Origin of the sequence: Pseudomonas poae RE*1-1-14 (assembly GCF_000336465.1) — a bacterium.
GTDB lineage: Bacteria > Pseudomonadota > Gammaproteobacteria > Pseudomonadales > Pseudomonadaceae > Aquipseudomonas > Aquipseudomonas poae.
In genome coordinates, this window is the sequence record NC_020209.1 from 271,166 (window position 1) to 297,024 (window position 25,859).

Annotated in this window: 26 protein-coding genes and 1 riboswitch; of the genes, 15 read left to right on the top strand and 11 right to left on the bottom strand. The window is 61.0% G+C overall.

Going from position 1 to position 25,859, the window contains the following annotated elements:
* Positions 1-11: 11 nt before the first annotated feature.
* Positions 12-1,286 (bottom strand): uracil-xanthine permease family protein, encoded by a 1,275-nt coding sequence (locus H045_RS01275; protein ID WP_015371182.1) that lies wholly within the window; start codon positions 1,284-1,286, stop codon positions 12-14.
* A 2-nt stretch (positions 1,287-1,288) separates the two neighbouring features.
* Positions 1,289-1,927: a uracil phosphoribosyltransferase gene (gene upp / locus H045_RS01280; protein ID WP_004372055.1), complete on the bottom strand. Its 639-nt coding sequence runs from the start codon at positions 1,925-1,927 to the stop codon at positions 1,289-1,291.
* Between the two features lie 164 nt (positions 1,928-2,091).
* On the opposite strand from upp, the gene H045_RS01285 reads away from it, so the two are divergent.
* The 3 genes from H045_RS01285 (at position 2,092) to H045_RS01295 (ending at position 3,473) form a co-directional block, all read left to right on the top strand.
* Positions 2,092-2,649, top strand: coding sequence for a hypoxanthine-guanine phosphoribosyltransferase (locus tag H045_RS01285; protein WP_004372053.1), 558 nt, complete (start codon positions 2,092-2,094; stop codon positions 2,647-2,649).
* A gap of 3 nt (positions 2,650-2,652) precedes the next feature.
* On the top strand, positions 2,653-3,120 hold the full coding sequence (locus H045_RS01290; RefSeq protein ID WP_015371183.1) for a WbuC family cupin fold metalloprotein: 468 nt from the start codon (positions 2,653-2,655) through the stop codon (positions 3,118-3,120).
* 65 nt (positions 3,121-3,185) lie between these two features.
* Positions 3,186-3,473: a PA4642 family protein gene (locus H045_RS01295; protein WP_004372049.1), complete on the top strand. Its 288-nt coding sequence runs from the start codon at positions 3,186-3,188 to the stop codon at positions 3,471-3,473.
* Between the two features lie 52 nt (positions 3,474-3,525).
* On the opposite strand, the gene mqo is transcribed toward H045_RS01295, so the two are convergent.
* Entirely contained in the window at positions 3,526-5,025 is a 1,500-nt protein-coding gene (gene mqo / locus H045_RS01300) for a malate dehydrogenase (quinone) (protein WP_004372047.1), read from the bottom strand.
* A 729-nt stretch (positions 5,026-5,754) separates the two neighbouring features.
* The gene (locus tag H045_RS01305) at positions 5,755-5,988 is read right to left on the bottom strand and encodes a hypothetical protein (protein ID WP_004372043.1); all 234 of its coding nucleotides are present in this window, start codon (positions 5,986-5,988) and stop codon (positions 5,755-5,757) included.
* 181 nt (positions 5,989-6,169) lie between these two features.
* Here H045_RS01305 and H045_RS01310 point away from each other — a divergent pair, with 181 nt between their 5' ends.
* Positions 6,170-6,757 carry a YajG family lipoprotein gene (locus tag H045_RS01310; protein WP_004372041.1) on the top strand — a complete coding sequence of 196 codons (588 nt, stop codon included), beginning with the start codon at positions 6,170-6,172 and terminating at the stop codon, positions 6,755-6,757.
* A 60-nt stretch (positions 6,758-6,817) separates the two neighbouring features.
* Here the strand turns inward: H045_RS01310 and H045_RS01315 are convergent, their stop codons facing one another.
* A complete protein-coding gene (locus H045_RS01315) occupies positions 6,818-7,027 on the bottom strand; it encodes a hypothetical protein (RefSeq protein WP_004372040.1) in 210 nt (69 codons plus the stop codon).
* Between the two features lie 183 nt (positions 7,028-7,210).
* On the opposite strand from H045_RS01315, the gene H045_RS01320 reads away from it, so the two are divergent.
* Positions 7,211-7,468, top strand: a complete 258-nt coding sequence (locus H045_RS01320) for a hypothetical protein (RefSeq protein WP_004372038.1) — start codon at positions 7,211-7,213, stop codon at positions 7,466-7,468.
* A 111-nt stretch (positions 7,469-7,579) separates the two neighbouring features.
* Here the strand turns inward: H045_RS01320 and H045_RS01325 are convergent, their stop codons facing one another.
* On the bottom strand, positions 7,580-8,743 hold the full coding sequence (locus tag H045_RS01325; RefSeq protein WP_032870584.1) for a 1-acyl-sn-glycerol-3-phosphate acyltransferase: 1,164 nt from the start codon (positions 8,741-8,743) through the stop codon (positions 7,580-7,582).
* A 133-nt stretch (positions 8,744-8,876) separates the two neighbouring features.
* On the opposite strand from H045_RS01325, the gene H045_RS24215 reads away from it, so the two are divergent.
* The 4 genes from H045_RS24215 (at position 8,877) to H045_RS01340 (ending at position 10,932) form a co-directional block, all read left to right on the top strand.
* Positions 8,877-9,059: a CPXCG motif-containing cysteine-rich protein gene (locus tag H045_RS24215; protein ID WP_004372034.1), complete on the top strand. Its 183-nt coding sequence runs from the start codon at positions 8,877-8,879 to the stop codon at positions 9,057-9,059.
* Positions 9,060-9,070: 11 nt separating this feature from the next.
* Entirely contained in the window at positions 9,071-9,331 is a 261-nt protein-coding gene (locus H045_RS01330) for a putative signal transducing protein (RefSeq protein WP_015371185.1), read from the top strand.
* A 36-nt stretch (positions 9,332-9,367) separates the two neighbouring features.
* Entirely contained in the window at positions 9,368-9,988 is a 621-nt protein-coding gene (locus tag H045_RS01335) for an SOS response-associated peptidase (protein WP_004372030.1), read from the top strand.
* A 125-nt stretch (positions 9,989-10,113) separates the two neighbouring features.
* Positions 10,114-10,932, top strand: coding sequence for a M48 family metallopeptidase (locus H045_RS01340; protein ID WP_015371186.1), 819 nt, complete (start codon positions 10,114-10,116; stop codon positions 10,930-10,932).
* Between the two features lie 126 nt (positions 10,933-11,058).
* Here the strand turns inward: H045_RS01340 and H045_RS01345 are convergent, their stop codons facing one another.
* The 3 genes from H045_RS01345 to H045_RS01355 all read right to left on the bottom strand — a co-directional run bounded on the left by H045_RS01345 (position 11,059) and on the right by H045_RS01355 (position 13,894).
* A complete protein-coding gene (locus tag H045_RS01345; RefSeq protein WP_004372026.1) occupies positions 11,059-11,643 on the bottom strand; it encodes a TMEM165/GDT1 family protein in 585 nt (194 codons plus the stop codon).
* 87 nt (positions 11,644-11,730) lie between these two features.
* A riboswitch (yybP-ykoY riboswitch) is annotated at positions 11,731-11,851 on the bottom strand.
* A 50-nt stretch (positions 11,852-11,901) separates the two neighbouring features.
* On the bottom strand, positions 11,902-12,900 hold the full coding sequence (locus H045_RS01350) for a class I SAM-dependent methyltransferase (protein WP_015371187.1): 999 nt from the start codon (positions 12,898-12,900) through the stop codon (positions 11,902-11,904).
* 31 nt (positions 12,901-12,931) lie between these two features.
* Complete coding sequence (locus H045_RS01355) at positions 12,932-13,894, bottom strand: 2-hydroxyacid dehydrogenase (protein WP_015371188.1); 963 nt, start codon at positions 13,892-13,894, stop codon at positions 12,932-12,934.
* An 88-nt stretch (positions 13,895-13,982) separates the two neighbouring features.
* On the opposite strand from H045_RS01355, the gene H045_RS01360 reads away from it, so the two are divergent.
* From H045_RS01360 to H045_RS01380, 5 genes are all read left to right on the top strand, one after another.
* The gene (locus H045_RS01360) at positions 13,983-14,615 is read left to right on the top strand and encodes a LysE family translocator (RefSeq protein WP_004372020.1); all 633 of its coding nucleotides are present in this window, start codon (positions 13,983-13,985) and stop codon (positions 14,613-14,615) included.
* Between the two features lie 145 nt (positions 14,616-14,760).
* The gene (locus H045_RS01365; protein WP_015371189.1) at positions 14,761-16,443 is read left to right on the top strand and encodes a fatty acid--CoA ligase; all 1,683 of its coding nucleotides are present in this window, start codon (positions 14,761-14,763) and stop codon (positions 16,441-16,443) included.
* Positions 16,444-16,774: 331 nt separating this feature from the next.
* Entirely contained in the window at positions 16,775-18,634 is a 1,860-nt protein-coding gene (locus H045_RS01370) for a DUF1302 domain-containing protein (RefSeq protein WP_015371190.1), read from the top strand.
* Positions 18,635-18,678: 44 nt separating this feature from the next.
* Complete coding sequence (locus H045_RS01375) at positions 18,679-20,043, top strand: DUF1329 domain-containing protein (RefSeq protein WP_015371191.1); 1,365 nt, start codon at positions 18,679-18,681, stop codon at positions 20,041-20,043.
* 164 nt (positions 20,044-20,207) lie between these two features.
* Positions 20,208-22,937 carry a winged helix-turn-helix domain-containing protein gene (locus tag H045_RS01380; protein ID WP_015371192.1) on the top strand — a complete coding sequence of 910 codons (2,730 nt, stop codon included), beginning with the start codon at positions 20,208-20,210 and terminating at the stop codon, positions 22,935-22,937.
* On the opposite strand, the gene H045_RS01385 is transcribed toward H045_RS01380, so the two are convergent.
* The gene (locus tag H045_RS01385) at positions 22,934-24,205 is read right to left on the bottom strand and encodes a type II toxin-antitoxin system HipA family toxin (RefSeq protein WP_004372007.1); all 1,272 of its coding nucleotides are present in this window, start codon (positions 24,203-24,205) and stop codon (positions 22,934-22,936) included. The genes H045_RS01380 and H045_RS01385 overlap by 4 nt on opposite strands.
* The gene (locus H045_RS01390; RefSeq protein ID WP_015371193.1) at positions 24,202-24,672 is read right to left on the bottom strand and encodes a helix-turn-helix domain-containing protein; all 471 of its coding nucleotides are present in this window, start codon (positions 24,670-24,672) and stop codon (positions 24,202-24,204) included. The genes H045_RS01385 and H045_RS01390 overlap by 4 nt, the downstream gene beginning before the upstream one ends.
* A 372-nt stretch (positions 24,673-25,044) precedes the next feature.
* On the opposite strand from H045_RS01390, the gene H045_RS01395 reads away from it, so the two are divergent.
* Positions 25,045-25,818 (top strand): YiaD family glycine zipper/OmpA-like lipoprotein, encoded by a 774-nt coding sequence (locus H045_RS01395; RefSeq protein WP_015371194.1) that lies wholly within the window; start codon positions 25,045-25,047, stop codon positions 25,816-25,818.
* Positions 25,819-25,859 lie beyond the last annotated feature (41 nt).

The window sequence follows — 25,859 nt, forward strand, 5'->3', positions numbered from 1 at the left end:
CGTTTAGTCAATTACAGCAGCGGCTCATCCGGCTTCTTGTTCTTCCAGCCGTCATTGCCCGGCAGCAGCAGGTTCAAACCAATTGCCACCACCGCACACAGGGCGATGCCCTTGAGGCCGAAGTCGTCCGGGCCGGTGCCGGTGCCGACCAGCACGCCGCCAATCCCGAACACCAGGGTCACCGACACAATCACCAGATTGCGCGCCTCGCCCAGGTCGATCCTGTGACGGATCAATGTGTTCATGCCCACCGCGGCAATCGAGCCGAACAGCAGGCACAGGATCCCGCCCATCACCGGCACCGGAATGCTCTGCAGTAGGGCGCCGAACTTGCCGATAAACGCCAGGCTGATGGCGAATACCGCCGCCCAGGTCATGATCTTCGGGTTGTAGTTCTTGGTCAGCATCACCGCGCCGGTCACTTCGGCGTAGGTGGTGTTCGGCGGGCCGCCGAACAGGCCGGCGGCCGTGGTGGCGATGCCGTCACCCAGCAGGGTGCGATGCAGGCCGGGCTTCTTCAGGTAGTCGCGACCGGTCACGCTGCCCACCGCAATCACACCGCCGATATGTTCGATCGCCGGGGCCAGGGCCACCGGGACGATGAACAGGATTGCCTGCCAGTTGAACTCCGGCGCGGTGAAGTGGGGCAGGGCGAACCAGGGCGCGGCGGCGATTTTGGCCGTGTCGACCACGCCGAAATAGAACGCCATGGCAAAGCCCACGAGTACGCCGGAAATGATCGGCACCAGGCGGAAAATACCCTTGCCGAACACCGCCACGATCAACGTGGTCAGCAGCGCCGGCATCGAGATCATCATTGCCGTCTGATAATGAATCAGCTCGGCACCGTCACCGGACTTGCCCATCGCCATGTTCGCTGCAATCGGCGCCATGGCCAGACCGATGGAGATGATCACCGGGCCAATCACCACCGGCGGCAGCAGGCGGTCGATAAAACCGGTGCCTTTGATCTTCACGGCCAGGCCGAGGAAGGTATACACGAAACCGGCCGCCATCACCCCGCCCATGGTCGCCGCAAGGCCGAACTGGCCCTTGGCGAGAATGATCGGCGTGATGAACGCAAAGCTCGATGCCAGGAACACCGGCACCTGCCGCCCGGTCACCACCTGGAACAACAGCGTGCCCAGGCCAGCGGTGAACAGTGCGACGTTTGGATCAAGGCCGGTGATCAGCGGCATCAACACCAGCGCGCCAAATGCCACGAAGAGCATCTGTGCGCCAGACAGGATCTGGCGCCAAAGCGGGTCGTTGAATTCATCCTGCATGGTCACGCGTCCTTCTGCTTGGTGCCGAAGATTTTGTCCCCGGCATCGCCCAGGCCCGGGATGATATAGCCGTGTTCGTTGAGGCGCTCGTCGATGGAGGCCGTGTAGATCTGCACATCCGGGTGCGCTTTCTCGACGGCGGCGATGCCTTCGGGCGCGGCGACCAGCACCATGGCGCGAATGTCCTTGCAGCCGGCCTTTTTCAGCAGGTCGATGGTGGCGACCATGGAACTGCCGGTGGCGAGCATCGGGTCGATGATCATCGCCAGGCGCTCGTCGATTTCCGGAACGAGTTTTTCCAGGTAGGTATGGGCCTGCAGGGTTTCTTCATTGCGGGCCACGCCCACGGCGCTGACTTTGGCGCCCGGGATCAGGCTGAGCACGCCTTCGAGCATGCCGATACCGGCGCGCAGGATCGGCACCACGGTGATCTTTTTACCGGCGATTTTCTCCACCTGGACGGGACCGGCCCAACCGGGGATCTCGTAGGTTTCCAGGGGTAAATCCTTGGTGGCTTCGTAAGTGAGCAACGCTCCGACTTCCTGAGCAAGCTCACGGAAGTTCTTCGTGCTGATGTCGGCGCGGCGCATAAGGCCGAGCTTGTGCTGGATCAGCGGGTGGCGGATCTCGCGAGTGGGCATGGGAAAGGCTCCGGCAGCGGGCAAAAAAACCGGCCTAGATTAATCTATCCGAGGGTGATGTCCTATAGACAATCAAGTACGTTAGTCCATAAAGGCTTGAACGTTGCCGCTCACATGCGTACCTTTGCCCGCTTTTCTTGCCACAGCACCCCTTGGAGAGCGCCATGTCCGCTGATCTCGAGCATATCCGTCAAATCATGCGCGAGGCTGACTGCCTGTACAGCGAAGCGCAAGTCGAAGAGGCGATCGCCAAGGTTGGCGCGCACATCAGCCGCGAACTGGCCGACAGCAACCCGGTGGTGTTCTGCGTGATGAACGGTGGCCTGATCTTCGCCGGCAAGCTGCTCACCCATCTGCAGTTCCCGCTCGAAGCGTCCTACCTGCACGCCACCCGCTATCGCAATGAAACCAGCGGCGGCGACCTGTTCTGGAAGGCCAAACCGGAAGTTTCGTTCATCGACCGCGACGTGCTGATCATCGACGACATCCTTGATGAAGGTCACACCCTGGGCGCAATCATCGACTTCTGCAAACACGCCGGTGCGCGTAAAGTGCACACCGCCGTGTTGATCGACAAAGATCACGACCGCAAGGCGCGCCCGGACCTGAAAGCCGATTATGTCGGCCTGCCCTGCATCGACCGCTACATCTTCGGTTACGGCATGGATTACAAAGGTTACTGGCGCAACGCCAATGGCATCTACGCCGTCAAAGGGATGTAAGTCATGACCCGCTTTCTTGATCAGACTCTGTTTGCCGAATTGGCTGAGAAAGCGCAGGCCAGCCCTCGTGGCAGGCACCACCATAACTTTCATCAGATGGAGGATCCGTGCCACCGCATGGCCGTCGGCCTGCAGCCCAGCACCTATGTGCCGCCTCATCGGCATTTGAGCGCAGACAAGGCAGAAACCTTGCTGGTGCTCAAGGGTAGTCTGGGTTTGCTGATCTTCAACGACAGCGGTGACGTGATCGCCAGGCGGGTCATGCAGGCCGGTGGCGAGTGCGCGGGTGTCGACTTGCCGCCTGGGGTATTCCACGGGCTGGTAGTGCTGGAGCCCGACACGGTGATGTTCGAGTGCAAGGCTGGCCCTTATCGTCCGGTGGGCGAGGGCGAACTGGCCAGTTGGGCGCCGCGTGAAGGCGATGCCGAGGTGGCGGCTTATCAAGAGTGGATGCTGGCCCAGTTCGACTAGGCTCTTCACCGCTTGCACAGGTAGACTTCAATCCCCGTGAAAATGTCTGCAGGCTGGAGTCGGTAATGCGTAAAGATAAGAAACAGGTGATTGGTGACGAGATCGGCGACGACCAGATCAAGTTGTTCCTGGATTTCGAACCGGTTGACGCGACCTCACCGTCCCTGCACAAGTTGATCAAGGCCTACCGTGGCTTGCGTATCGATGACTTCGAGCGCTTCCTCGGTTTTTTCAAAGAGGCCGGCCTGGACCTGGATGGCAAGGACGAGCAGGGCCAGACTTTTGTCGACCTGATCAAGGACCAGCGCCACGCGTCTGAGTACATCGAACTGATTGAAAAAGCCCGCGGCTGATTATTCAGGCCATAAAAAAACGCCCCGAAGGGCGTTTTTTATTGCTCGGACCTCAAGCGTAGCTTTCAGCCTCGTCAACCAGCTCCAGGCTGATGTTGTTGTGCGTGTTGATCCTGCGATACAGCTCGGCATCGCTTTCCAGTACTTTTTCCCGCGCCGGGAAGATCTCGTGCAGCTTGGCCGCCCATTCGCCGGCAGCTTTTTCCGGGAAGCAACGCTCGATCAGTTCCAGCATGATCGAAACCGTCACCGACGCCCCTGGAGACGCGCCCAACAATGCCGCCAGCGAACCGTCTTTAGCTGAGACCAGCTCGGTGCCAAACTGCAGCACGCCGCCTTTCTTCGGGTCTTTCTTGATGATCTGCACCCGTTGGCCGGCCACTTCCAGGCGCCAGTCTGCAGCGTTGGCTTCTGGATAGAAGCGGCGCAGGGATTCCAGGCGCTGTTCCATGGATTGGCGCACTTCGCTGACCAGGTATTTGGTCAGGTCCATGTTGTCGCGCGCCACGGCCAGCATTGGGCCGATGTTGCCGGCGCGAATCGACATCGGCAGGTCGAGGAATGAACCGTACTTGAGGAACTTGGTGGTAAAGCCGGCGTATGGGCCGAACAGCAGGGACTTCTTGCCATCCACCACGCGGGTATCCAGGTGCGGCACAGACATCGGTGGCGAGCCCACCGCTGCCTGGCTGTAGACCTTGGCCTGGTGATGCTTGACCACGTCCGGGTTGTCGCAACGCAGCCACTGGCCGCTCACCGGGAAACCGCCGAAGCCTTTGCTTTCCTCGATGCCCGATGCTTGCAGCAGCGGCAGAGCCGCACCACCGGCGCCAAGGAACACGAACCTGGCGTCGATATCGCGGCTTTCGCCGCTGTTGACGTCCTTGATGCTCACGGTCCAGCCGGCACCGTTGCGCTTGAGCCCGGTGACACGCTTGCAGTATTTGACCTGGGCGTCCGGCGTGCTGGTGAGGTGACCGAGCAACTGGTTGGTCAGGGCGCCGAAGTTGACGTCGGTGCCGTTCATCACGCGGGTGGCTGCGATTTTTTCGTCAAGCGGACGACCGGGCATCATCAGCGGCATCCACTCGGCCATTTCGCCACGGTCTTCGGTGTAGTGCATGTCCGAAAACGCATGGTGCTGGACGAGGGTGTCAAAGCGCTTCTTGAGAAACGCCACGCCGCTTTCGCCCTGCACGAAGCTCAGGTGCGGTACCGGGCTGATAAAGGATTTGGCCGAGCCAAAGGTGCCCTTTTGGGTCAGGTACGCCCAGAACTGCTTCGACACCTCGAACTGGGTGTTGATATGCACGGCTTTCTTGATGTCGATGGAGCCATCGGCGGCCTGTGGCGTGTAGTTCAACTCACACAGGCCGGCGTGGCCGGTACCGGCGTTGTTCCACGGGTTGGAACTCTCCGCGGCACCCGAGTCCATCAGCTCAACGACTTCCAGCTTGAGGCCGGGGTCGAGCTCTTTGAGCAGTACGGCCAGGGTGGCACTCATGATGCCGGCCCCTACCAGTACTACGTCGACTGCTTCGTTATGCGCCATTTAACGCGTCTCCAAAATCTGCAGCACCAAATTGACGGCATGGCTGCCAGGAGTGACGGGGCGGTTCACGTGTTGCCCCAGGTAACCCATGGCCAGAATCGCCATGTCCGTTTCGCAATTTTCTTGCAACTTCCAGCGCACGCTTGCTGCCGGGCTGATCTGCCTATGAACGCATTCATGGGCGCCTGTGGCAATTCGACTTATGGTCAAAGCGTGCGATTCGTGCAATCAATCCGTCGCGGACAGGCTCAAGCTCCGGTGGTTGACGCGTAGTTGGTCCTGCGGGGTTGGGCTGTTCCAGACGCTGATGGTGCTTGTACAAACGCCAAACTATTCATTTGCTCGCCACACTCTTGTGAAGTTGTGAAAACCCGTTTTTTCACGCTCTTTTGAAGACGTGAACCTCAAAAAAGGGCTGCCTCAGCCTGGCACCTGGCCCGAAACACTTTTGCCGACATGCGGCAAAACGGGCAAACAACTCAAGTGGCCGAGCGCAATGGCAGCTCTGGCAGATTCGGTAAAGGCGGGGTGGTTTGCAAGGAAAACAGCAAGCACGCCAGCTTCACTCGATCTGTGTGGGCGGCTCTCTGTGGGCGATTCTTGGGTTAATGCCGAGGCATTAACGATGCTGCGAGGCCCGATCAGGAGACGTCCTTATAATCGGGGGGAGATTGTAGCGAAGAACGCCGCAGAAATGGGCGCGTTTTATGACTTTTATTAGGTTTGTGGTCAGGAGGCCAACGCCTGGCGCGAATGTGCGTGCGTGACCTGCGGCCGAACCCGAGCGTTTGCGGGCAGTGGGCGGTGCATCCAGCACAGACGCGTCTCGGTGACTTCCACCCAGCCTTCGCCGACAGGTGGCAGGCTGCATTGCTTGAAGGCCAGGCAATGGCCCTTCACGTCGAGCAACGCGAACTGGCGATGACGGGTGTGTGACATGAACAACGATTTGAGCAGGCGCATGGCGTGTACCGGTTGTGTTACATGCTTGAAGGTTGCCAGTCTGCCATGACACTGGAATGACGAATTTATGCGAAATTGTAATTTCGCCGTGGCTTCAGCTGCCGTTCAGGATCGCTGGTGAGTGGCGCGCGTGCACCGTTATACTGGCGGCCTGTTTGCATCTAGTCCTGGAGAAATGAGTATGTTGCAACGCCTGTTGTTCGGTTTGATCACTGTGACCAGTTTGACCCTGGTTGGCTGCGCCAACAGCCCGCAACAACTCAGCCCGCAACCCAAGATCACCACGCAGCTGGCGCCGGTGGGGCATGGCCAGCCAGTGTCGGTGCGTGTGGTGGATGGCCGTCCATCGCCAACCCTGGGCTCGCGCGGCGGCCTGTACCCGGAGACTGCACTGATTTCGGTGAACGGTCAGGACGTGCTGCCCAAGCTGCAGGCCCAGGCCGAAGCCGCTGTGCGCCTGCTGGGGTTCACGCCGACCACTTCGCCGGGCGCGCCTCAACTGACGGTCACCTTGGCCGAACTGAAATACCAGTCACCCAAGGAAGGCCTGTACGTGACTGAAGCCTCCATCGGCGCCACGTTCAAGTCCGATGTCAGCGCCGGTACCCGTCGTTACAGCGGCCGTTATGCGGCTTCGCTCAATCAGCGCTTTGGCATGTCGCCAAACCAGGAGACCAACACCAAGCTGGTCAGCGACGTTCTCAGCGACGCCCTGACCCGTCTGTTCAAGGACCCAAGCATCGGCCAGTTGCTCAGCTCGCAGCAGTAAGCCGCTCACAAAAAAACCGGGCTCGTCGCTGAGCCCGGTTTTTTTTCGCCCGGCGTTTCTTCACGCGGCGCTGTGGACGTGGAAGTCCAGCATGCTTACGCCCGTGAGCAGATCCATCTCCGGCCAATCCGCATGCTGATGCCCGCCCAAGGCGCAATACACCAGCCAGTGGCGGTCCTGAACGTTGAACGCCAGGCTGCCGATCAGCGCCTCCTGTTCATCACTTTGGGCGACCAGATACAACCGGTCCTGGTTCTGCGCGTGCAACATGACAAGCTCCCGGGCGTTCGAAGGGCAACAGAATGGCTTGTTAAGGTGACGTTCAGGTGACGTCGTAAATTACTGGATACATTAAACGTACACGGGGCATGGAGCTTTTTGGGCGCAGGAGGCCACAGACGCCCAGGTACGTATCTGAATGGATACCAGGTTTTCGATTCACCGAGGTTTGCGATGGCACTGCCCGCACTGTTGATCAATGCTGTTGCCCTGTTGATGGCCTGCCTTGCGGCGGTGCTGCTGTTTATCACTCGCCTGCACGAACAACGTGCGATGGCCGATCTCAGCGCGCAGAGCGAAGAGCGCGCAATCGATCAGCCGATGCTGTTTCTGGATGTACGCACTGAACGGGCGCACCGCCTGGCTTACCGTATAGGGTTTGCAGGTCTCGGGTTGGCGCTGGTCTTGTCCTGGCTCGGCACTCACTTCTAAAAGCGCTGCAAAACCCATGTGGTCGCTCCCGGTAGCGGTATTTCAGCCAATACAGGTATCGACTGATTCACCGTCATCGGGAACAAGCACTTCCCACATCTGGAGCGGCGCTTAAAGCGGGATACCGGCCTTGACGCGGTATTGGTTACGCACCGGGGTCGCGTATTGCGTGATCAGGTATGGCCGGTGTTCCGCCGGGCACTCATTCAAACGCCGTTCCCACTCTGCCTTCGCCTTGGCCAGCTCATCCGCCGGAAACACTTCGGCCGCAGTCGGCACCTGCAATTGCGGGTCCGCATCGGCCCACTGCGCATACGCCAGGTAATGCACCGGGAACAACCGATAACCGCCGAGAATCTGCCGGTCCATTTCCACGGCCAGCAGTTTGGTATCTTCGAAGCGCTCGGTAATCGGCGGTGCGAAGTTGATGTGCACGCGGCCCTTGTAACCGGTGATGCCCAGCGCGATGCTCACATCGTCCTCGCCCGGCGCCTTGCTGTAGGTGCCGGTGGTGGCGCGGATGTACAGCTCGCGCGCCTTGGCGGTATCGCAGGGGTCGTACTCGTAGCTGATGGACACCGGCGTCAGGTTCAACGACTGGATCACCTCGGCGAACGGTTCGTCCTTGCGGCTCACGTGGAACATCTTGAGGATCGCCGATTCGGTGCGATCATCGCCGTCCTTGGCGCGGCCCTCGGCCTGGGCGATCCAGATCGACTGGCAGTCGCGGCGGATCGAATGATTGATGTAGGCCGACAGCAAATGATACGCCGCCATCTTTTCCTTTCGTCCCGTGATCGAGCGGTGCACGATGAAACTCTTGTTCAGGCGCATCAGGTCGCTGACAAACGGCTTTTGCAGCAGGTTGTCACCGATGGCGATGCGTGGCGTCGGCAGGCCGGCGTGGTACACGGCATAGTTGACGAAGGCCGGGTCCATCACGATATCGCGGTGGTTGGCCAGGAACAGGTAGGCGGTGCCGGACTTGAGCTGTTCGACGCCCGTGTAGGTCACGCCGTCGGTCGCTCGGTCAATGGTGTGGTCGACGTAATACTCGACCTTGTCCTGCAGCGTGGCCACGGTGGTGACGCCGGCGAATTCACGGCGCAGCTTGCGGGCGATCATTGGCTTGAGCAGCCAGCCCAGGGTGCCGGCGAAGCGGGGGAAGCGGAAGTGGGTCAGGATGTCCAGAAAGGCCTTGTCGCTGAACAGGCGTGCCAGCACTGCCGGGACTTCGCTGTCGTTGTAAGGTCGGATGGTATCGAATTCGCCCATCATGCTCTCTTGTTGGAAACGGCTAGGGTAAGTAAAGGAAATACCAGGGTGCGGCGCGGGTAATTGGCCCGGCCGATCAATAGCCCTGTAAATAGACCGGCGATTATACGCACAAGTCACCTGGGAGACTGCGATGCTGGAAACTGAACCGTATGATTGTCCTTATTGTGGTGAGCCGGCAGAGGCGGTGCTGGATCTGTCCGGTGGTGATCAGCAGTACATCGAGGATTGCCCGGTCTGTTGTCGACCGATTAATTTCATCCTGCAAACGGATGGCCATGAATGGATGCTTGAAGTCCACGCCGAGAACGAATAGCAGGCACGCCCATGCAGCGCATCTACGAACCGGAAAACCTGATGGAAGGCGAGTTGCTGCAACAGATGCTCGCCAGCGAGGGCATCGATGCGCACCTGGTAGGGCGCCATCTGCTCGGTGGCGCCGGCGAGTTGCCGATTTTCGGCCTGCTGGGTCTGGAGGTCGACAACGACCGGGCGGCCTATGCCCGCGAGCTGATTACCGCCTATATCGGCGCGCAGCCCTTGCCCGGCGACGAACCCGACAGCTTTCCCGACGTGCTGGTCTGTTAGGCTGTCGGTCGGTTTACCCAAGAGTCGTGTTGCCCCATGTGTGGACGTTATGCCCTGTTTCGCTGGAACCCCGGTTTTGCCGCCCTGCCGGGTTTTCCGGCGGACCAGCAGGCCCAGTGGAACATTTCCCCGAATGATTCGGTGCTGATCCAGCGCCAAAACGAAGGCCAGCGCACCCTGGCACGCGCGCGCTGGGGCCTGACCCCGCCGTGGCTGACCGACCTGTCCCGCACGCCGGCCCATGCCCGTGCCGAAACCCTGGCGGAGCAACCGATGTTTCGCGAGGCATTTCGCCAGCGTCGCTGCCTGCTGCCGGCCAACGGGTTCTACGAATGGCGCGGCACCCAGCGCAAACGCCCGTACTGGTTGACGCCGGGGGAGGGCTCGACGTTGTTTTTTGCCGCGATCTGGGAAGCGTATCCCGTGCAGGAGCAGGTATGGCTGAGCACCGCGGTGGTTACCCAGGCCGCGCAAAGCCAGCGCCGGCCGCTGATCCTCGATGCGGCGGGCCAGGCGGCGTGGCTCGATCCCGAGACCCCGTTGCATGTGCTGCAGGCGCTGCTCGCCAGCGAGCCCACCGCGTTGCGCGAAAGGGTCCTGGCCAATATGGTCAACGATCCAAAGCTCAACGGGCCGGAGTGCCTGACCCCGGCCTGACAGTGCTGCCGATGCTGCCCGCGTGTGGGATGTATCGGAAATACAGCCGTTAAACGTCATGTGTATCTGGCGCGGATACACACGAGGGCCTACGATACGCGCCATGTTTTCAGGGAGCGTCTCGCATGAAAAAGTCATTGGCAGTAAATGTATTGGCGGCGGCCATGCTGCTGGCCGGGTGTCAGTCGGTCAACACCACCAGCGGCGGCGCCGTTGGGGTTGAGCGCAAGCAATACATGTTCAGCATGCTGTCGAGTCAGGAAGTCGACCAGATGTATGCCCAGTCCTATCAGCAGACGCTGGGCGAAGCCAGTGGCAAGGGCCTGGTGGACAAAACCAGCGCCAATGCCAAGCGTGTGCAGGCCATTGCCAATCGGCTGATCGCCCAGGCGCCCACTTTCCGCCCGGATGCGGCGCAGTGGAAGTGGGAAGTGAACCTGATCAAGAGCGACGAGATGAATGCCAACTGCGGGCCTGGCGGCAAGATCTTCGTGTACAGCGCGTTGATCGACAACCTCAAGCTCACCGATGACGAACTCGCCGCAGTGATGGGCCATGAAATTGCCCACGCCTTGCGCGAGCATGGCCGTGAAGCCATGTCCAAGGCCTATGGTATCCAGATGGCCAAGCAGGGCGCGGGTGCGATATTCGGCCTGGGCCAGGACAGCCTGGCGCTGGCCGATACCGTGGCCAACTACGGCATGACCTTGCCCAACAGCCGCAGCAATGAAAACGAAGCCGACCTGATCGGCCTTGAACTGTCGGCCCGCGCCGGCTACAACCCGAACGCGGCGATCACGCTGTGGAACAAGATGGCCAAGGCTTCCGAAGGCGCACCGCCCGAGTTCATGAGCACTCACCCGGCCTCCGATAGCCGGATCGCCTCGCTGCAGGCGGCCATTCCGAAAGTGATGCCGTTGTACCAACAGGCCAAAAAATCCTGATAATTTTGAGTCTGGCGAGGATCTAGTGTGGGAGCGGGCTTGCTCGCGAAAGCGGTCTATCAGAGAGATACAGTAACTGACACTCCGCATTCGCGAGCAAGCCCGCTCCTACAGTTTTAAACTGGGCTAGATCCACCCGCTGCTTTGCATCGCCTTGTAGACCGCCACGATGGCCAGGATGAAAAACGCCGTCGCTGCCAGTCGGCGAATCAAGGTCAGCGGCAGTTTCTCCGCTGCAAAATTCCCCGCCAGCACTACCGGTACGTTAGCAATCAACATGCCCAGGGTCGTGCCAATAATCACCAGCCACAGCTCCGGGTACTGCGCCGCCAGCATTACCGTGGCGATCTGCGTCTTGTCACCGATCTCTGCGAGGAAGAACGCAATCAGGGTGGTCAGGAACGGTCCGAACTTGCGCGTCGTGCTGGCCTCGTCATCGTCAAGTTTGTCCGGCACCAGGGTCCACAAGGCCGTGGCACAGAAGCTCGCCGCGAGGATCCAGTGCAGTACCGCGTCCGAGAAGAAGCTGCCAAACCAGGCGCCCACGGCACCGGCGGCCGCATGGTTGGCCAGGGTCGCGGCGACGATGCCGGCGATGATTGGCCAGGGTTTGCGAAAGCGTGCGGCAAGGATGAGCGCGAGCAGTTGCGTCTTGTCGCCGATTTCGGCCAAGGCAACGATTGCGGTGGGGACGAGCAGAGAATCCAGCATCAGGTAGGTTCCAGGGGCGGGTCGACACGGCTATGACACGTACAGCCTTCCCGCCCCGGGTAAGGTGTGCGTGTCATAGGTCTTGTCAAACCCCGGTCCGTCTGTGCGGACTCCTGGGTCGCATACGCCATGGTCTGTTGACCAAGTATGTTGACGTATGCCGGACGAGATTGAACTCGTGGGAGACTACTCCCCTAGGACGGAGCGGATTCTGCCTAGCCAGGACACATTCGGCAAGCCTTCTTTTTCAAACGCCCGTCAGGGGCGTTTGGCTCGGTAAATGCGAAAACCGTTGCCCTCGGCCTTCACCGCACAGATGCCCAGGTGCTCTTCGATCAGCGGCTGATACTTGAGGAAACTGTTGGCGACCAGGCGAAGTTCGCCGCCTTTTGCCAGGTGTTTCGCCGCTTTTCGCAGCAGGTTTTCGGTGGCGAAATAATCGGTGTGCACGCCGACATGAAACGGCGGGTTGCTCAGGATCGCGTTCAATCCCATCGGCGCGGCGTCGATACCGTTGCCGGTCAGCACCTCGGCTTCCAGGCCGTTGGCTGCCAGGGTGAGGCGACTGCTGGCGGTGGCGAAGGCGTCTACGTCCAGCATCGTCACGCTGTTGTGCGGGTAACGCCGCTTGACCGCAGCCCCCAGCACACCTGCGCCGCAACCGAAGTCCAGCAGATGGCCGCTCGGCAGCTTGTCCAGATGCGCCAACAACAACTCGGTGCCGCGATCCAGGCGCCCGTGGCTGAACACGCCCGGCAGGCTGACCACTTTCAGCGGGCCCTCGGCCAGCGGCACCTCGAACACCTGTGCCAGGCTTTCCAGTTCAACGGCCTGCGGTGCATCGACCACGGTGATTTGCCACAGCTGGCAATGCCGCGCGTTATCCAGCTTGCGCGGTTTGCCGAACCGGACCAACTGCTTGGCGGCGCTTTCGATACCGCCTTTTTTCTCACCCACCAGAAATAGTTCGGCGCCGGGCAGGCGCGCGGCCACCGCATTGAGCAGGTAATCGGTGAGGTCCTTGGACTTGGGCAGGAAGATCACCGCCGCGTCGAACGCGCGCTCGGGCACATTCACGCCAAACGCGCTGCGCTCCGGGAAGCGTGCGTCGAGCGCTGCCTGGTCACCGGCATGCCAACACCAGCCGTGGGCATTGGGCAGGCGACGGAGCAAGTCGTCGGCCGGCAAACCCACCAGCAGCAGGTTGCCTTGAAAAAGTTCGGGCTGGCGAAGCAGTACTTCACTGCGCGGATCCATGGTCAGCTCCTTGAAAAAGGGGCGCAGTCTATCAACTGACGACCCGCAGCGGGGCACCACTAAAAAAGCCCCGAGCGTTTTCCGCCAGTTGGCCGACGATACGCTGGCGCGCCTCGCGACTGCCCCAGGCGTTATGCGGCGTGACGATCAACCGAGGAATATCACCGGCCAGCAGCGGGTTGCCATTGACCGGCGGCTCCACGCTCAACACATCCGTGGCGGCGCCGCCCAGATGCCCGCTGCGCAACGCGTCGGCCAGCGCCTGTTCATTGATCAAGCCGCCGCGTGCGGTGTTGACCACCAGCGCGCCGGGCTTGAGCAGTGCGAGCTCGCGGGCGCCGATCAAATCGCGGGTGTGCTCGTTGAGCGGGCAGTGCAGGGTCAGTGCGTCGATCTGCGCCAGCAACTCATCCAGCGGCACCCGATCCGCGCGGGCGGGGCGGCCAGGAATCGCGCCCAGCAGCACGCGCATGCCAAAGGCCTCGGCCAGCCGCGCAACGGCGCTGCCCAGTTCGCCATGGCCGAGCAGGCCGAGCGTCTTGCCTTGCAGCTCGACAATCGGATGGTCCAGCAGGCAAAACTGCCTGGCTTCCTGCCATTTGCCAGCGGCCATGTCGCGCTGATAGTCCTGCAGGCGCGTGGCCAGGTTGAGCAGCAGCATCAGCGTGTGCTGCGCCACCGACGGCGTTCCGTAGCCCTGGCAGTTGCTCACGGTGATGCCGTGGGCGCGGGCGGCCGCAAGGTCAACGTTGTTGGTGCCGGTGGCCGATACCAGGATCAGCTTGAGTTCGGGGCAGGCTGCCAGCGTGTCGGCGTCGAGCACGATCTTGTTGCTGATGGCGATCTGGGCACCCTGCAGGCGTTCGATCACATTCTGCGCGGTGGTCTGCTCGCACAGCTGCAGGTCGCTGAAGCAGGCCTGCAACCCGCTGAGGTCGAGGTCGCCAAGGTCGAGGGAGGGGTGATCGAGGAAGACGGCGTGGCGATTGTTCATGCTCAACTGTACCTTTTGCGGCGAAGTTCGAAGGCGTAATCTGCCGAGACTATCAGATGAAATAATCCGTTACGTAATGGGAGCGAACATGTACCTCGCCGAGTTTTTGACCGTGGCCCTCATTCACCTGTTGGCGGTGGCCAGCCCTGGCCCTGACTTCGCCGTGGTGGTGCGCGAAAGCGTCACCCACGGCCGTCGCGCCGGGACCTGGACCGCGCTGGGCGTCGGCTCGGCGATTTTCGTGCACGTGGGCTACTCGTTGCTCGGCATCGGCTTGATCGTGTCCCAGTCCATCGTACTGTTCAACGCGCTGAAATGGGCGGCAGCCGCCTACCTGCTCTACATCGGCTTCAAGGCTCTGCGCGCGCAGCCGGCCAAACCGCTCGCCGAGGGCGAGTTGCAGCGTGAAGCGGGCGAGCGCACGCCGCGTGGGGCGTTTACTGCCGGGTTCGTCACCAACGGGCTGAATCCCAAGGCCACGCTGTTCTTTCTGTCGCTGTTCACCGTGGTGATCAACCCGCACACGCCGCTGGCGGTGCAGGCCGGCTATGGCGTGTACCTGGCGGTGGCGACGGGGTTGTGGTTCTGTCTGGTGGCGATGCTGTTCAGCCAGCAGCGCGTGCGCGCCGGGTTTGCGCGGATGGGGCACTGGTTCGATCGCACCATGGGCGCCGTGTTGATTGCCATCGGCGTGAAGCTGGCGTTCACCAGCATGAAATAACCCGCTGGCGTTTCTCAAATGCTGGCGCAAAGCTAGCATTTGCAGCGCTCTGCAAATCATTCCTTTGGCTGATTTGGTTGAAACACAAGGCCTCTACAGTGCAAGTCTTCAAGCCAAGACCGTGCAGTCATAAAAAGGGATTCGTATGTTGCAGACCCGTGTTATCCCGCCCGCCGAAGGCGCTTACCAATACCCGTTGTTGATCAAGCGCCTGTTGATGTCCGGCACCCGCTACGAAAAGACCCGGGAAATCGTCTACCGCGACAGGCTGCGCTACACCTATCCCACCTTGATCGAGCGCGTCGCGCGGCTGGCCAACGTGCTCACCGCAGCCGGGGTCAAGGCCGGTGACACCGTCGCGGTGATGGACTGGGACAGCCACCGCTACCTGGAATGCATGTTTGCCATCCCGATGATCGGCGCGGTGGTCCATACCATCAACGTGCGTCTGTCGCCGGAGCAGATTCTCTACACCATGAACCACGCCGAGGACCGCTTCGTGCTGGTCAACAGCGAGTTCGTCGGGCTCTATCAGGCCATCGCCGGGCAACTCACCACGGTGGACAAGACCCTGCTGCTCACCGACGACGACGCCAGCACCGCCGAGTTGCCCAACCTGGTGGGCGAGTACGAAACCCTGCTGGCCGCCGCGAGCCCCACATACGACTTCGAGGATTTCGACGAGCACTCGGTCGCCACCACTTTCTACACCACCGGCACCACCGGCAACCCCAAGGGTGTGTACTTCACCCATCGCCAGTTGGTGCTGCACACCATTGGCGTGGCGACCATCATGGGCAGCGTCGACAGCGTGCGCCTGCTGGGTACCAATGACGTGTATATGCCGATCACGCCGATGTTTCATGTGCATGCTTGGGGCCTGCCGTACGTGGCGACCATGCTCGGCTTGAAACAGGTGTATCCCGGCCGCTACGACCCGGAATACCTGGTGGCGTTATGGCGCAAGGAGCACGTCACCTTTTCCCATTGCGTGCCGACCATTCTGCAAATGCTGCTCAACGCCAAGGCCGCCCAGGACGTGGACTTTGGCGGCTGGAAAATCGTCATCGGCGGCAGCGCGCTCAACCGCACCCTGTATGAAACGGCCAAGGCTCGGGGCATTCAACTGACGGCCGCCTATGGCATGTCCGAGACCGGGCCGCTGGTGTCCTGCGCCCACCTCAACGATGAGCTGATGGCCGGCAGTGAGGACGAGCGCACCACGTATCGCATCAAGGCCGGTGTCCCGGGGCCGCTGGTGGACGCGGCGATTGTCGACGCCGAGGGCAACTTTTTGCCCGCCGATGGGGAGTCCCAGGGTGAGCTGGTGCTACGTGCGCCGTGGCTCAGCGAAGGCTATTTCAACGAGCCGCAAAAGGGCGCCGAGTTGTGGGCCGGTGGCTGGATGCACACAGGTGACGTGGCCACCCTGGATGCTTTTGGCGTGATCGACATTCGCGACCGCATCAAGGATGTGATCAAGACTGGCGGCGAGTGGGTCTCGTCCCTGGCCCTCGAAGACCTGATCAGCCGCCACCCGTCGGTGCGCGAAGTCGCCGTGGTGGGCATCGCTGATCCGCAATGGGGCGAGCGCCCGTTTGCGTTGCTGGTGGTGCGCGACGGTCATGAGATCGGTGCGCGCGAACTCAAGGAACACCTCAAGCCATTCGTGGAGTTGGGCCACTTGAGCAAGTGGGCGATTCCGAGCCAGATCGCCGTTGTTACGGAAATTCCCAAGACCAGCGTTGGCAAGCTCGACAAAAAACGTATCCGCGTCGACATCATCGAATGGCAGGCCAACAACAGCACGTTCCTGTCCACCCTCTGAGCCCGTCCGCCGTGCCCGTTCGGGCACGGCAATGCTCTATCTTGCGGCTTTACTTGTGATTTGCCGAATTTCAGCCATCCTTCCCGCGTCGGCCTTCGCCGACGTGGCGAAAGGACTGTGGCAGACGGGTTGGTGATGCAAATCACACTTTAGAGGGATCAAGCGGTATGCCCTGCTGGCTATAGTCACTCACAGAGTTTTTCAAGGATGTTGCACTTCAGGCCATGGGGGCCTGGCTGCCGGACGGCATTGGAATCGTTGTATTCCGGCCGTTACACGCATCACCGAAAAAACTCACTGCCATAACAATAATGCACATGGAGTAGCGTCGATGACCTCAGTAAACCAGTTCTGGCGCCGGGCAAAACTGCCCCTGGCCGTCAGTCTCGCCTCTACGCTCGCCGGGCCTGCATTCGGCGTCAGTTTCAATATCGGTGAAATCGAAGGGAGCTTTGACTCGTCGCTGTCCGTGGGCGCCAGCTGGTCCACTGCCAAGGCCAACCGCGACCTGATCGGCGCCAACAACGGCGGCCGAGGGTTGTCCCAGACGTCCGACGACGGTCACCTGAACTTCAAGCGCGGCGAGACCTTCTCGAAGATCTTCAAGGGCATTCACGACCTGGAGCTGAAATACGGCGATACCGGCGTGTTTGTGCGTGGCAAGTACTGGTATGACTTCGAGCTCAAAGACGAAAGCCGTCAGTTCAAGGACATCAGTGACAACAACCGCAAAGAGGGCGCCAAATCCTCGGGCGGGCAGATTCTCGATGCGTTCATCTACCACAACTACAGCATCGCCGATCAGCCCGGTAACGTGCGATTCGGCAAGCAGGTGGTGAGCTGGGGTGAAAGTACCTTCATCGGCGGCGGCATCAACTCCATCAACCCGATCGACGTGTCCGCGTTCCGTCGTCCGGGCGCCGAGATCAAGGAAGGCCTGATTCCGGTCAACATGTTCTATGTGTCCCAGACGCTCACCGACAACCTGTCGGCCGAGGCGTTTTACCAGTTGGAATGGGACCAGACCGTTACCGATAACTGCGGCACCTTCTTCTCCCAGCCTGACGTGATCTCCGACGGCTGCAGCAATAACCTGCGGGTGCTGAACAAGCGCTCGACCATTCCAGGCGCGGCGTTGCCGACCCTGAATGCGCTGGGCGTGGACGTCAACGGCGAGGGCGTGCTGGTGCGCCGTGGGCCGGACCGTGATGCGCGCGACAGCGGCCAGTTCGGCATGGCCATGCACTACAACTTCGAACCGCTGGACACCGAGTTCGGCGCGTACTTCATGAACTACCACAGCCGTGCGCCGATCTTCAGTGCCCAGGGTGCGCCGGCGTCGGCATTCACTCGACCACTGGGGCCGCTGGCGGCACTGCGTCCGCTGATCGTGGCGGGCAGTTCCAACTACTTCGTCGAATACCCGGAAGATATCCGCCTCTACGGCTTGAGCTTCTCCACCACGCTGCCTACCGGCACCGCCTGGAGCGGTGAGCTGAGCTACCGTCCGAATGCGCCAGTGCAACTGAGCACCACCGATATCCTGTTTGCCGGCGTCACGCCGATTCCAGGCTTCGGCAACGCATCCGTGCTAAAAGGCAGCCCGGGCCAGGACCTGCATGGTTACAACCGCAAGGAAGTGACGCAGTTCCAGACCACCTTCACGCACTTCTTCGACCAGGTGATGGGGGCCAGCCGCCTGACCACCGTCGGCGAAATCGGCGTAACCCACGTGGGCGGACTGGAGAGCAAGTCCCAGGCCCGTTACGGCCGCGATCCGGTCTTCGGTCCGGGCACCTTGCCGGGCGGGTTCTGCAATGCGCTCAACGCTTCCACCGCCAGCGGCGCCGGTCTGCAGAATGCGGCCGGCCTGAACACCAACTGCAGCAACGACGGCTACACCACCGCAACGTCCTGGGGCTACCGCGCACGCGCCATCTGGGAATACCCGGACGTGTTCGCCGGGGTCAACCTCAAGCCGAACGTAGCCTGGTCCCATGACGTCAAGGGTTACTCCCCAGGCCCTGGCGGCAACTTTGAAGAAGGCCGCAAGGCGGTCAGCCTGGGCCTGGATGCCGAGTACCAGAACACCTACACCGCGAGCCTGGCCTACACCAACTTCTTTGGTGGCAAGTTCAGCACCGTGGATGACCGCGACTTCGTGGCCTTGAGCTTCGGCGCCAACTTCTAAGCACACTTTTCCAAGCGACATGCATTTTCAGGAAGAACAAGAACATGAAAATAAGCAAAAGTCTGTTGCACATCGGTGTGCTGGGGCTGTCGATCATGGCGAGCCACGTCATGGCCGCCGTCTCGGCGGATGAAGCCGCCAAACTGGGCACGAGCCTGACGCCGATGGGCGCCGAAATGGCCGGTAACGCGGCAGGCACCATTCCTAAATGGTCACCCATGCCCACCAACGCCGGTGCGGTCGATGCCCGTGGTTTCCTGGCCAACCCTTATGCCAGTGAACAACCGCAATTCACCATCACCGCGCAGAACGTCGAGCAGTACAAGGACAAGCTGGCGCCGGGGCAGTACGCGATGTTCAAGCGCTACCCGGACACCTTCAAGATGCCGGTCTACCCGACCCATCGCGGCGCCACCGTGCCGGCGGATGTGTTCGCAGCTATCAAGAAGAACGCCACCACCACCAACCTGGTGTCCGGCGGCAATGGCCTGGAAAACTTCGAAACGGCCGTGCCGTTCCCGATTCCAAAGACCGGCGTTGAAGTGATCTGGAACCACATCACCCGCTATCGCGGTGGCAGCGTGACGCGTCTGGTCACCCAGGCTACGCCGCAAACCAACGGTTCCTACAGCCTGGTGTACTTTCGCAACCAGTTTGTATTCCGCGACAAGATGAAGGACTTCGACCCGAAAAACCCGGGCAACGTGCTGTTCTACTTCAAGCAACAAGTGACCGCGCCGGCGCGTCTGGCCGGTGGTGTGCTGCTGGTGCACGAAACCCTGGACCAGGTGAAGGAGCCGCGTTCGGCGTGGGTGTATAACGCCGGTCAGCGCCGCGTGCGCCGTGCGCCGCAAGTGTCCTATGACGGTCCGGGCACCGCCGCCGACGGCCTGCGTACCTCCGACAACCTCGACATGTACAACGGCGCCCCGGATCGCTACGACTGGAAGCTGGAAGGCAAAAAGGAAATCTACATCGCCTCCAACAGCTACAAGATCGACGACCCCAAGCTCAAGTACGCTGACATCATCAAGGCCGGCCACATCAATCAGGACCTGACGCGCTATGAACTGCGCCGTGTCTGGCATGTGGTCGCCACCTTGAAGGAAGGCCAGCGCCATATCTATGCCAAGCGTGACTTCTTCATCGATGAAGACACCTGGCAGGCGGCGGTGATCGACCATTACGACGGTCGTGGTCAACTGTGGCGTGTCGCCGAAGCCCATGCCGAGAACTACTACGACAAGCAAGTGCCGTGGTATGCCCTGGAAACCCTCTACGACCTGCAGTCCGGCCGCTACCTGGCGCTGGGCATGAAGAACGAAGAGAAACAGGCCTATGACTTTGGCTTCACCGCCAGCACCAGCGACTTCACCCCGGCGGCGCTGCGTCAGGATGGTGTTCGCTAAGCGATAACGGTTCCACACTGGGGGAGGGGGCAAGCCCCCTTTCCACATTTCTTGTCGCAGTTCTTTTTAAGGCAAATGTTGCAAAGATCTACAAGGCAGCTGCTTTTACCGCTAGTCTGCGGACATCTGCAATGCCGACAACAGCCTTATACAAGAGCCCGGCGATGACTGATCTGTCCCGAATCCAGGGGCCTGCCAGCGCGGTCATGCCGCTTCTGGAAGGTCGCTTCTACAGGCCTCCGCTGCCTGACGGCTACGTGCCGCGACCCCGCTTGTGCGAACGGCTGAGCGCGGGGCTCGAAGGGCGGTTGCTGCTGGTCAGCGCGCCGGCAGGGTTCGGCAAGAGCTCATTGGCGGTGGAGTTCTGCCAGGCGTTGCCGGCCCATTGGCAGAGCCTGTGGTTGGGCTTGAGTGCGAGGGACAGCGATCCGGGGCGATTCCTCGAGCGGCTGCTCGAGGGTTTGCAGCACTATTTCCCGCAGATCGGCGTCCAGTCTCTGGGCCTGCTGAAAATGCGCCAGCGTCACCAGCCATTCGCCTTCGAAGAATGGCTCGACGGCCTGCTCGACGAGCTGACGCTTTACCTTTCCACCGGTGCACCACTGTTGCTGGTGCTGGATGACTACCATTTGGCCCAGGGCCCGGTGCTGGATCGCTGCCTGCAATTTTTCCTCAATCATCTGCCTGATGGCCTGGTCGTACTGGTCACCAGTCGCCAGCGTCCCGACTGGCATCTGGCGCGGCTGCGTTTGTCCCGGCACCTGCTGGAACTCAACGAACAGGACCTGCGTCTGACCCACGCCGAATCCCTGGCGGTACTGGACCACCACAGCAGCTCACTGCGCGGCGAGGCGCTGGAAAACCTGATTCGTCGCAGCGAAGGCTGGGTGGCCGGCCTGCGTTTCTGGTTGCTGGCCGCGTCCGAGGCCGGCAGCGAAGAGGCTTTGCCGCAGAGTCTGCACGGTGGCGAGGGGCTGATTCGCGATTATCTGCTTGAAGAGGTGATCGACTGCCTGCCGCCTGAAGTGCAGGCCTTTCTATTCGACACCGCGCCCCAGGAGCGTTTTTGCAGCGAGCTGTGCGACGCCGTGCGCGAGGCGCACGACAGCGCGGAAATCCTGCGCTACCTGCAAGCGCACCAGGTGTTTCTCGTGCCGCTTGACGATCAGGGCCACTGGTACCGCTATCACCATTTGTTCTCCGACCTGTTGCGCACCCGCCGCGCCAGTGCCGCCGTGCTGCCGGCGGCGAGCCTGCACCTGCGTGCCTGTCGCTGGTTCAATGCCCAGGGCTTGATCGATGAGGCCGTGGAGCAGGCACTGCGCGCCGGCCATCTGGATGTGGCGGCCAATCTGGTGCAGAACCTGTCCGAAGAGCAACTGCTGGCCGAGCAGAATATCGGCATGTTGCTGCGCTGGAAAATGGACCTGCCCGACAGCCTGCTGATCAGCACGCCGCGCCTGATCGTGCTGTACAGCTGGGCATTGGGTCTGGCCTGCCAGCTGGATGCGGCGGAAGAACTATCCAGCTATCTCAGCCGCTTTCTGCCGGCGCCGTCGGCCACTGCGCAAAGGTCGATGCTGGCCCAGTGGCTGGCGTTGAGCGGGATCATCGCTCGGGGGCGTGGCGACCGTGAGCTGACCCAACGTTACTGCAGCGAAGCGTTGGAGAGTCTGCCGCAACGGCGTTATGGCCAGCGCCTGATATGCCTGTCGACGCTGTCCAACCTGGCCATCGTCGATGCCGACCTGTGGCGTGCCCGTGGTCTTAACCGTGAGTCCCTGGAGCTGGCGCAACGGGTGGGCAACCCGCTATTCGAGGCGCTGGCCCATTACGACCGCGCGCGGGTATTGCAGGCGCGCGGCGAGATCCTGCGTGCCCTTGATGAAGTGCGCCAGGGCCTGCAACGCCTGCAAGGCCTGGCGCCGCAGCGTCTGTATGCGGTGCGTGCGCGGCTGTCGCTGTACGAAGGGTATCTGCTGCTGATGCGCAATCAGCCCGACGCCGGTATCGCTTGCCTGCGCGCCGGCCTGGCCGAAGCCCGGGCGTGCCGCGATATCAGCGTGCTGATCGGTCATTGTGTGATCGCCAGCTTTGAAGGACGCCGCGCAGGCTTCGCCAAGGCCTTTGCCGAACTGGCCGAGGCCGAGCGCCTGATGCATATCTGGGACGTGCCGCCGATCTACTACCTGGCAATGATTACCCTGATCAAATGCGAGCTGTGGCTGGCTCAGGGCCGCACCGAACTGGCGGACGCGTGGCTTGCGCGGCTAGCGCAGACCTACAACGGCGAGCATGCGGCCGCTGCGCCAGAGTTTCACCCACATCTGGCGCAGCATATCGAGCTGCAGCAGGCCGCCCTTGATGCCATTCGCAATCAGCCCGCTGCCGCGCTGCAACGTCTCGGCGACCTGGCGCAACACGGCCACGACAGCGGGCGCCAGATGATCGCCCTGCTGGCGCTGACCCAGCAGGCGCAATTGCTGCTGGACTGCGGCGAGGAAGCCAAGGCACGCCCGGTACTGGCATGTGCACTGCAAGCGGGGGCGGGCGGCGCGTTGCTGCCGTTCCAGCGACTGCTGGACGCGTACCCTGAGTGGATGCGCGAGCAACTGGGCAAAGACGCCCAGGGCGTGCTCAATCAAAGCTTGCTGGCCCAGCTGCCGGCAGCGCTGGCGCCCGACACCATGCTTGCCCACGAAACCCTCAGCAGTCGGGAGCTGGCGGTGCTGCAATTGATCGCCCAGGGCTGCTCGAACCAGGAAATCAGCAACCGGCTGTTTATTTCCCTGCACACGGTCAAGACCCATGCGAGCCACATCAACAGCAAGTTGGGGGTGGAGCGCAGGACGCAGGCCGTGGCGCGGGCGCAGGCGTTGAGGTTGATTGGTTAAGCGCTGGCTTTTTCGAAAGCGCTGGCCATGTATTCCTGTTCCCGTTGCGAGAGGCCAATGGCTTTGGCGACGGTGCGCCAATGACTGACTGAATTGCTGCAGTCTGCAATTATTTCATCGGCATCCGCGAGGCTGATTCGGAAGAATCCGGCGACTTCCCTCGCGAGCTCAAGGTCGAGAGTGTTGTCGTATTCCGTGATGTTCAGCTTCAATCCATCCCCGACAGGCGTTGGGTTCAAGTCATAGGCGTCCGACAAGCGCCACCCCTTGCCGGGTTCGAGAATAAAGCCATGATTGCGCAAATGATCGTCGGTGTTCGACGCGAGGATGTTGAACACGATACGTGTCCACAGCTCCTTCAGATCCTTATCGGTGTTCGAGCCATGGCGCATCAGTATTTCGGCCAGCTCAAGGTAGCTCGCTCCACTTCCCGCGTCGTCGCCGTCTACATGTCCTGTCAGCGTCATGGCAGAGGCAAAATGGAGGCGGCCGCCTGCTGCGGTTCGGTCGAAGCGTTTGACCATGAAGCAATGGTGATCACTGGCATAGCGCCTCCCAACCGCAGAGGCAACGCGTAAGCCGCAGCCTTTGGCCAAGGCATTGACTACCAGTTCCCAGCCACCCACATCGTAGGTATCGCGGGTGGAGGGGAACTTGGCGATCCACAGGTGACTGTTTGTGTCCGACACACTCGCCTTGGGACGGGCGCCGCCAAGGGAGCCGCCGGGCGCGATCAGCATGCGCAGCCATTCCCGTCCTTCAGGAGCACGGTTTTCCGGGTCGTTCTCCAGCGCGCGGCTGGCCCTTTCAAGGGCATGCAGCTCGATAAAGGGGGGCGCCGCAACCGCGTCCCGATCATCAAGGAAGTTGCCGCTATCGTTCAGTCGGTAGCGCAGAGCGCCAGCGCGATAGAGGTCATGCACGCCCAGCAAGTAGTCCGATTCCCCAAGCCGAGTGTCTGCACTGACTGCGCCTTCTCGTATATCGCGCTCCAGTCGACGCTGCATGAGGAGCCGTCCCCAGCGGTCAGGGCATGAATCGCTGAATACGCCAAACATGTTCCGGCCATTCGCTGGGAACTGCGCCCCCGCGAAAGGCCCGATACTCGGATCGATCTGAATGGCGCTCAGTGTTGGATTTTGCAGAGAGGCCGGATCGGTTTCGTACTCGAATTTTTCGCTTGTACGGGTTTTTCGAGTATGCAGCCAGCCAAGGCGCACGGGGCCGTCGATGCCTTCCCAGTCGGCGTACACCCCTATCATTGTCATGGCCTGTCTGTCCTTTTTCGCGCCGGAATCAGCGCTGCAAGCGAATCGCTGCTGAGCGTGTCCTGTTCAAGCGAGGGTTCGAATGTTGAGGCTGGCGGCTCGTTAAGAATGGGAGCGTTCTTTGTTGTAACTTTCCCTGACTTCAATCGGGCGTCCCTATGAGACACAGCGGCTTTGCGGGCCAACAGCGCAGCATCCTGCAGATGCCGGCCCAACTCATCTTCTGCGGCAACGACGTTAAGGTCTGTTTCAAGCCCCAGCACTTGCAGGACTGCCAGATAGGCGCCAATTGTGCTTCCGGATGAGCCACGCTCAAGCGCGCGCAAAGTCATCTGCGACATGCCTGCACGTTCAGCAGCCTGTTTTGCGGTAATTTTACGCCGCATGCGCGCCAGTCTTATGCGTTCGCCGAAATCCGAGAGGAGACGCTCAGTAGCAGGCAACAGGGGAGAAACTTTTTTTGCCATGCCAGTATTCCTGCATTTTCTGAGTTTTGATGAAAGAATAATAGCACCTTAAACTCTGTTTAAAAGTGCAATTATTCTGGCTTAATAACTCGCTTTCTTATAGTTTAATAGCACAATGTCACCGTTAACACGCAGTTGGATAGGTGAGGCTTGGAGGAATCGGGCTGTCCTGTCTGGAGAAGCGTTCCACTGGAACTGCAGGCCGCGTTCAGCCTGGGTCTGCTACGGTCTGAAAGCGACAAGAACGGTTTGCCCTCGATGCCCCTCGGTTAGCCACCACGGAATCTTTACCATTTGTCGCGTTCAAAACTCGGCACAGGCCAGTTGCCAATGTCCTCTGCATCACAAAATGCAAAAGTAGGAGCTCTCTTCATGTTCACTCCGCGTCGTCTGCTTGTTGTCGCCACCGCCGTAGCCCTGTTGTCCGGCTGCGCTTCTCCCAATCCCTACAGCGGCAATCAGGGGCAGGCCAGCAATGGTTCCGAGGGCGGAATGAGCAAGACCGCCAAATACGGCGGTCTTGGCGCCCTGGCCGGTGCCCTGGCTGGCGCTGCCATCGACCATAACCACCGTGGCAAGGGCGCGCTGATTGGGGCGGCAGTTGCCGGTGCCGGTGCTGCCGGCTATGGCTATTACGCCGACCAGCAGGAAAAGAAACTGCGTGAAAGCATGGCCAATACCGGCGTTGAAGTGCAGCGTCAGGGCGATCAGATCAAGCTGATCATGCCGGGTAATATCACCTTTGCCACCAACTCGGACGCGATCGCCAGCAGCTTCTATCAGCCGCTGAACAACCTGGCCAGCTCGCTCAAGCAGTTCAGCCAGAACACTATCCAGATCGTTGGCTACACCGACAGCACTGGCAGCCGCCAACTGAACATGGACCTGTCCCAGCGTCGTGCCCAGAGCGTGGCCAACTACCTGACCTCCCAAGGCGTCAGCCCAGCCAACCTGAGCGCACGCGGTGCCGGCCCGGATAACCCGATTGCCAGCAACTCTGACGTGAACGGCCGTGCGCAAAACCGTCGCGTCGAGGTCAACCTGGGCCCGATCCCTGGCCAGCAATACGGCCAACCGGCTGGTCAGCAGCAGGCGCCACAGCAAAACAACCAGTTCCAGGGCAACCCGTACCAGCAGTACCAATAAGCCCCGGCCACTAAAAAGGGCGCAGTGCAATCAATGCACGG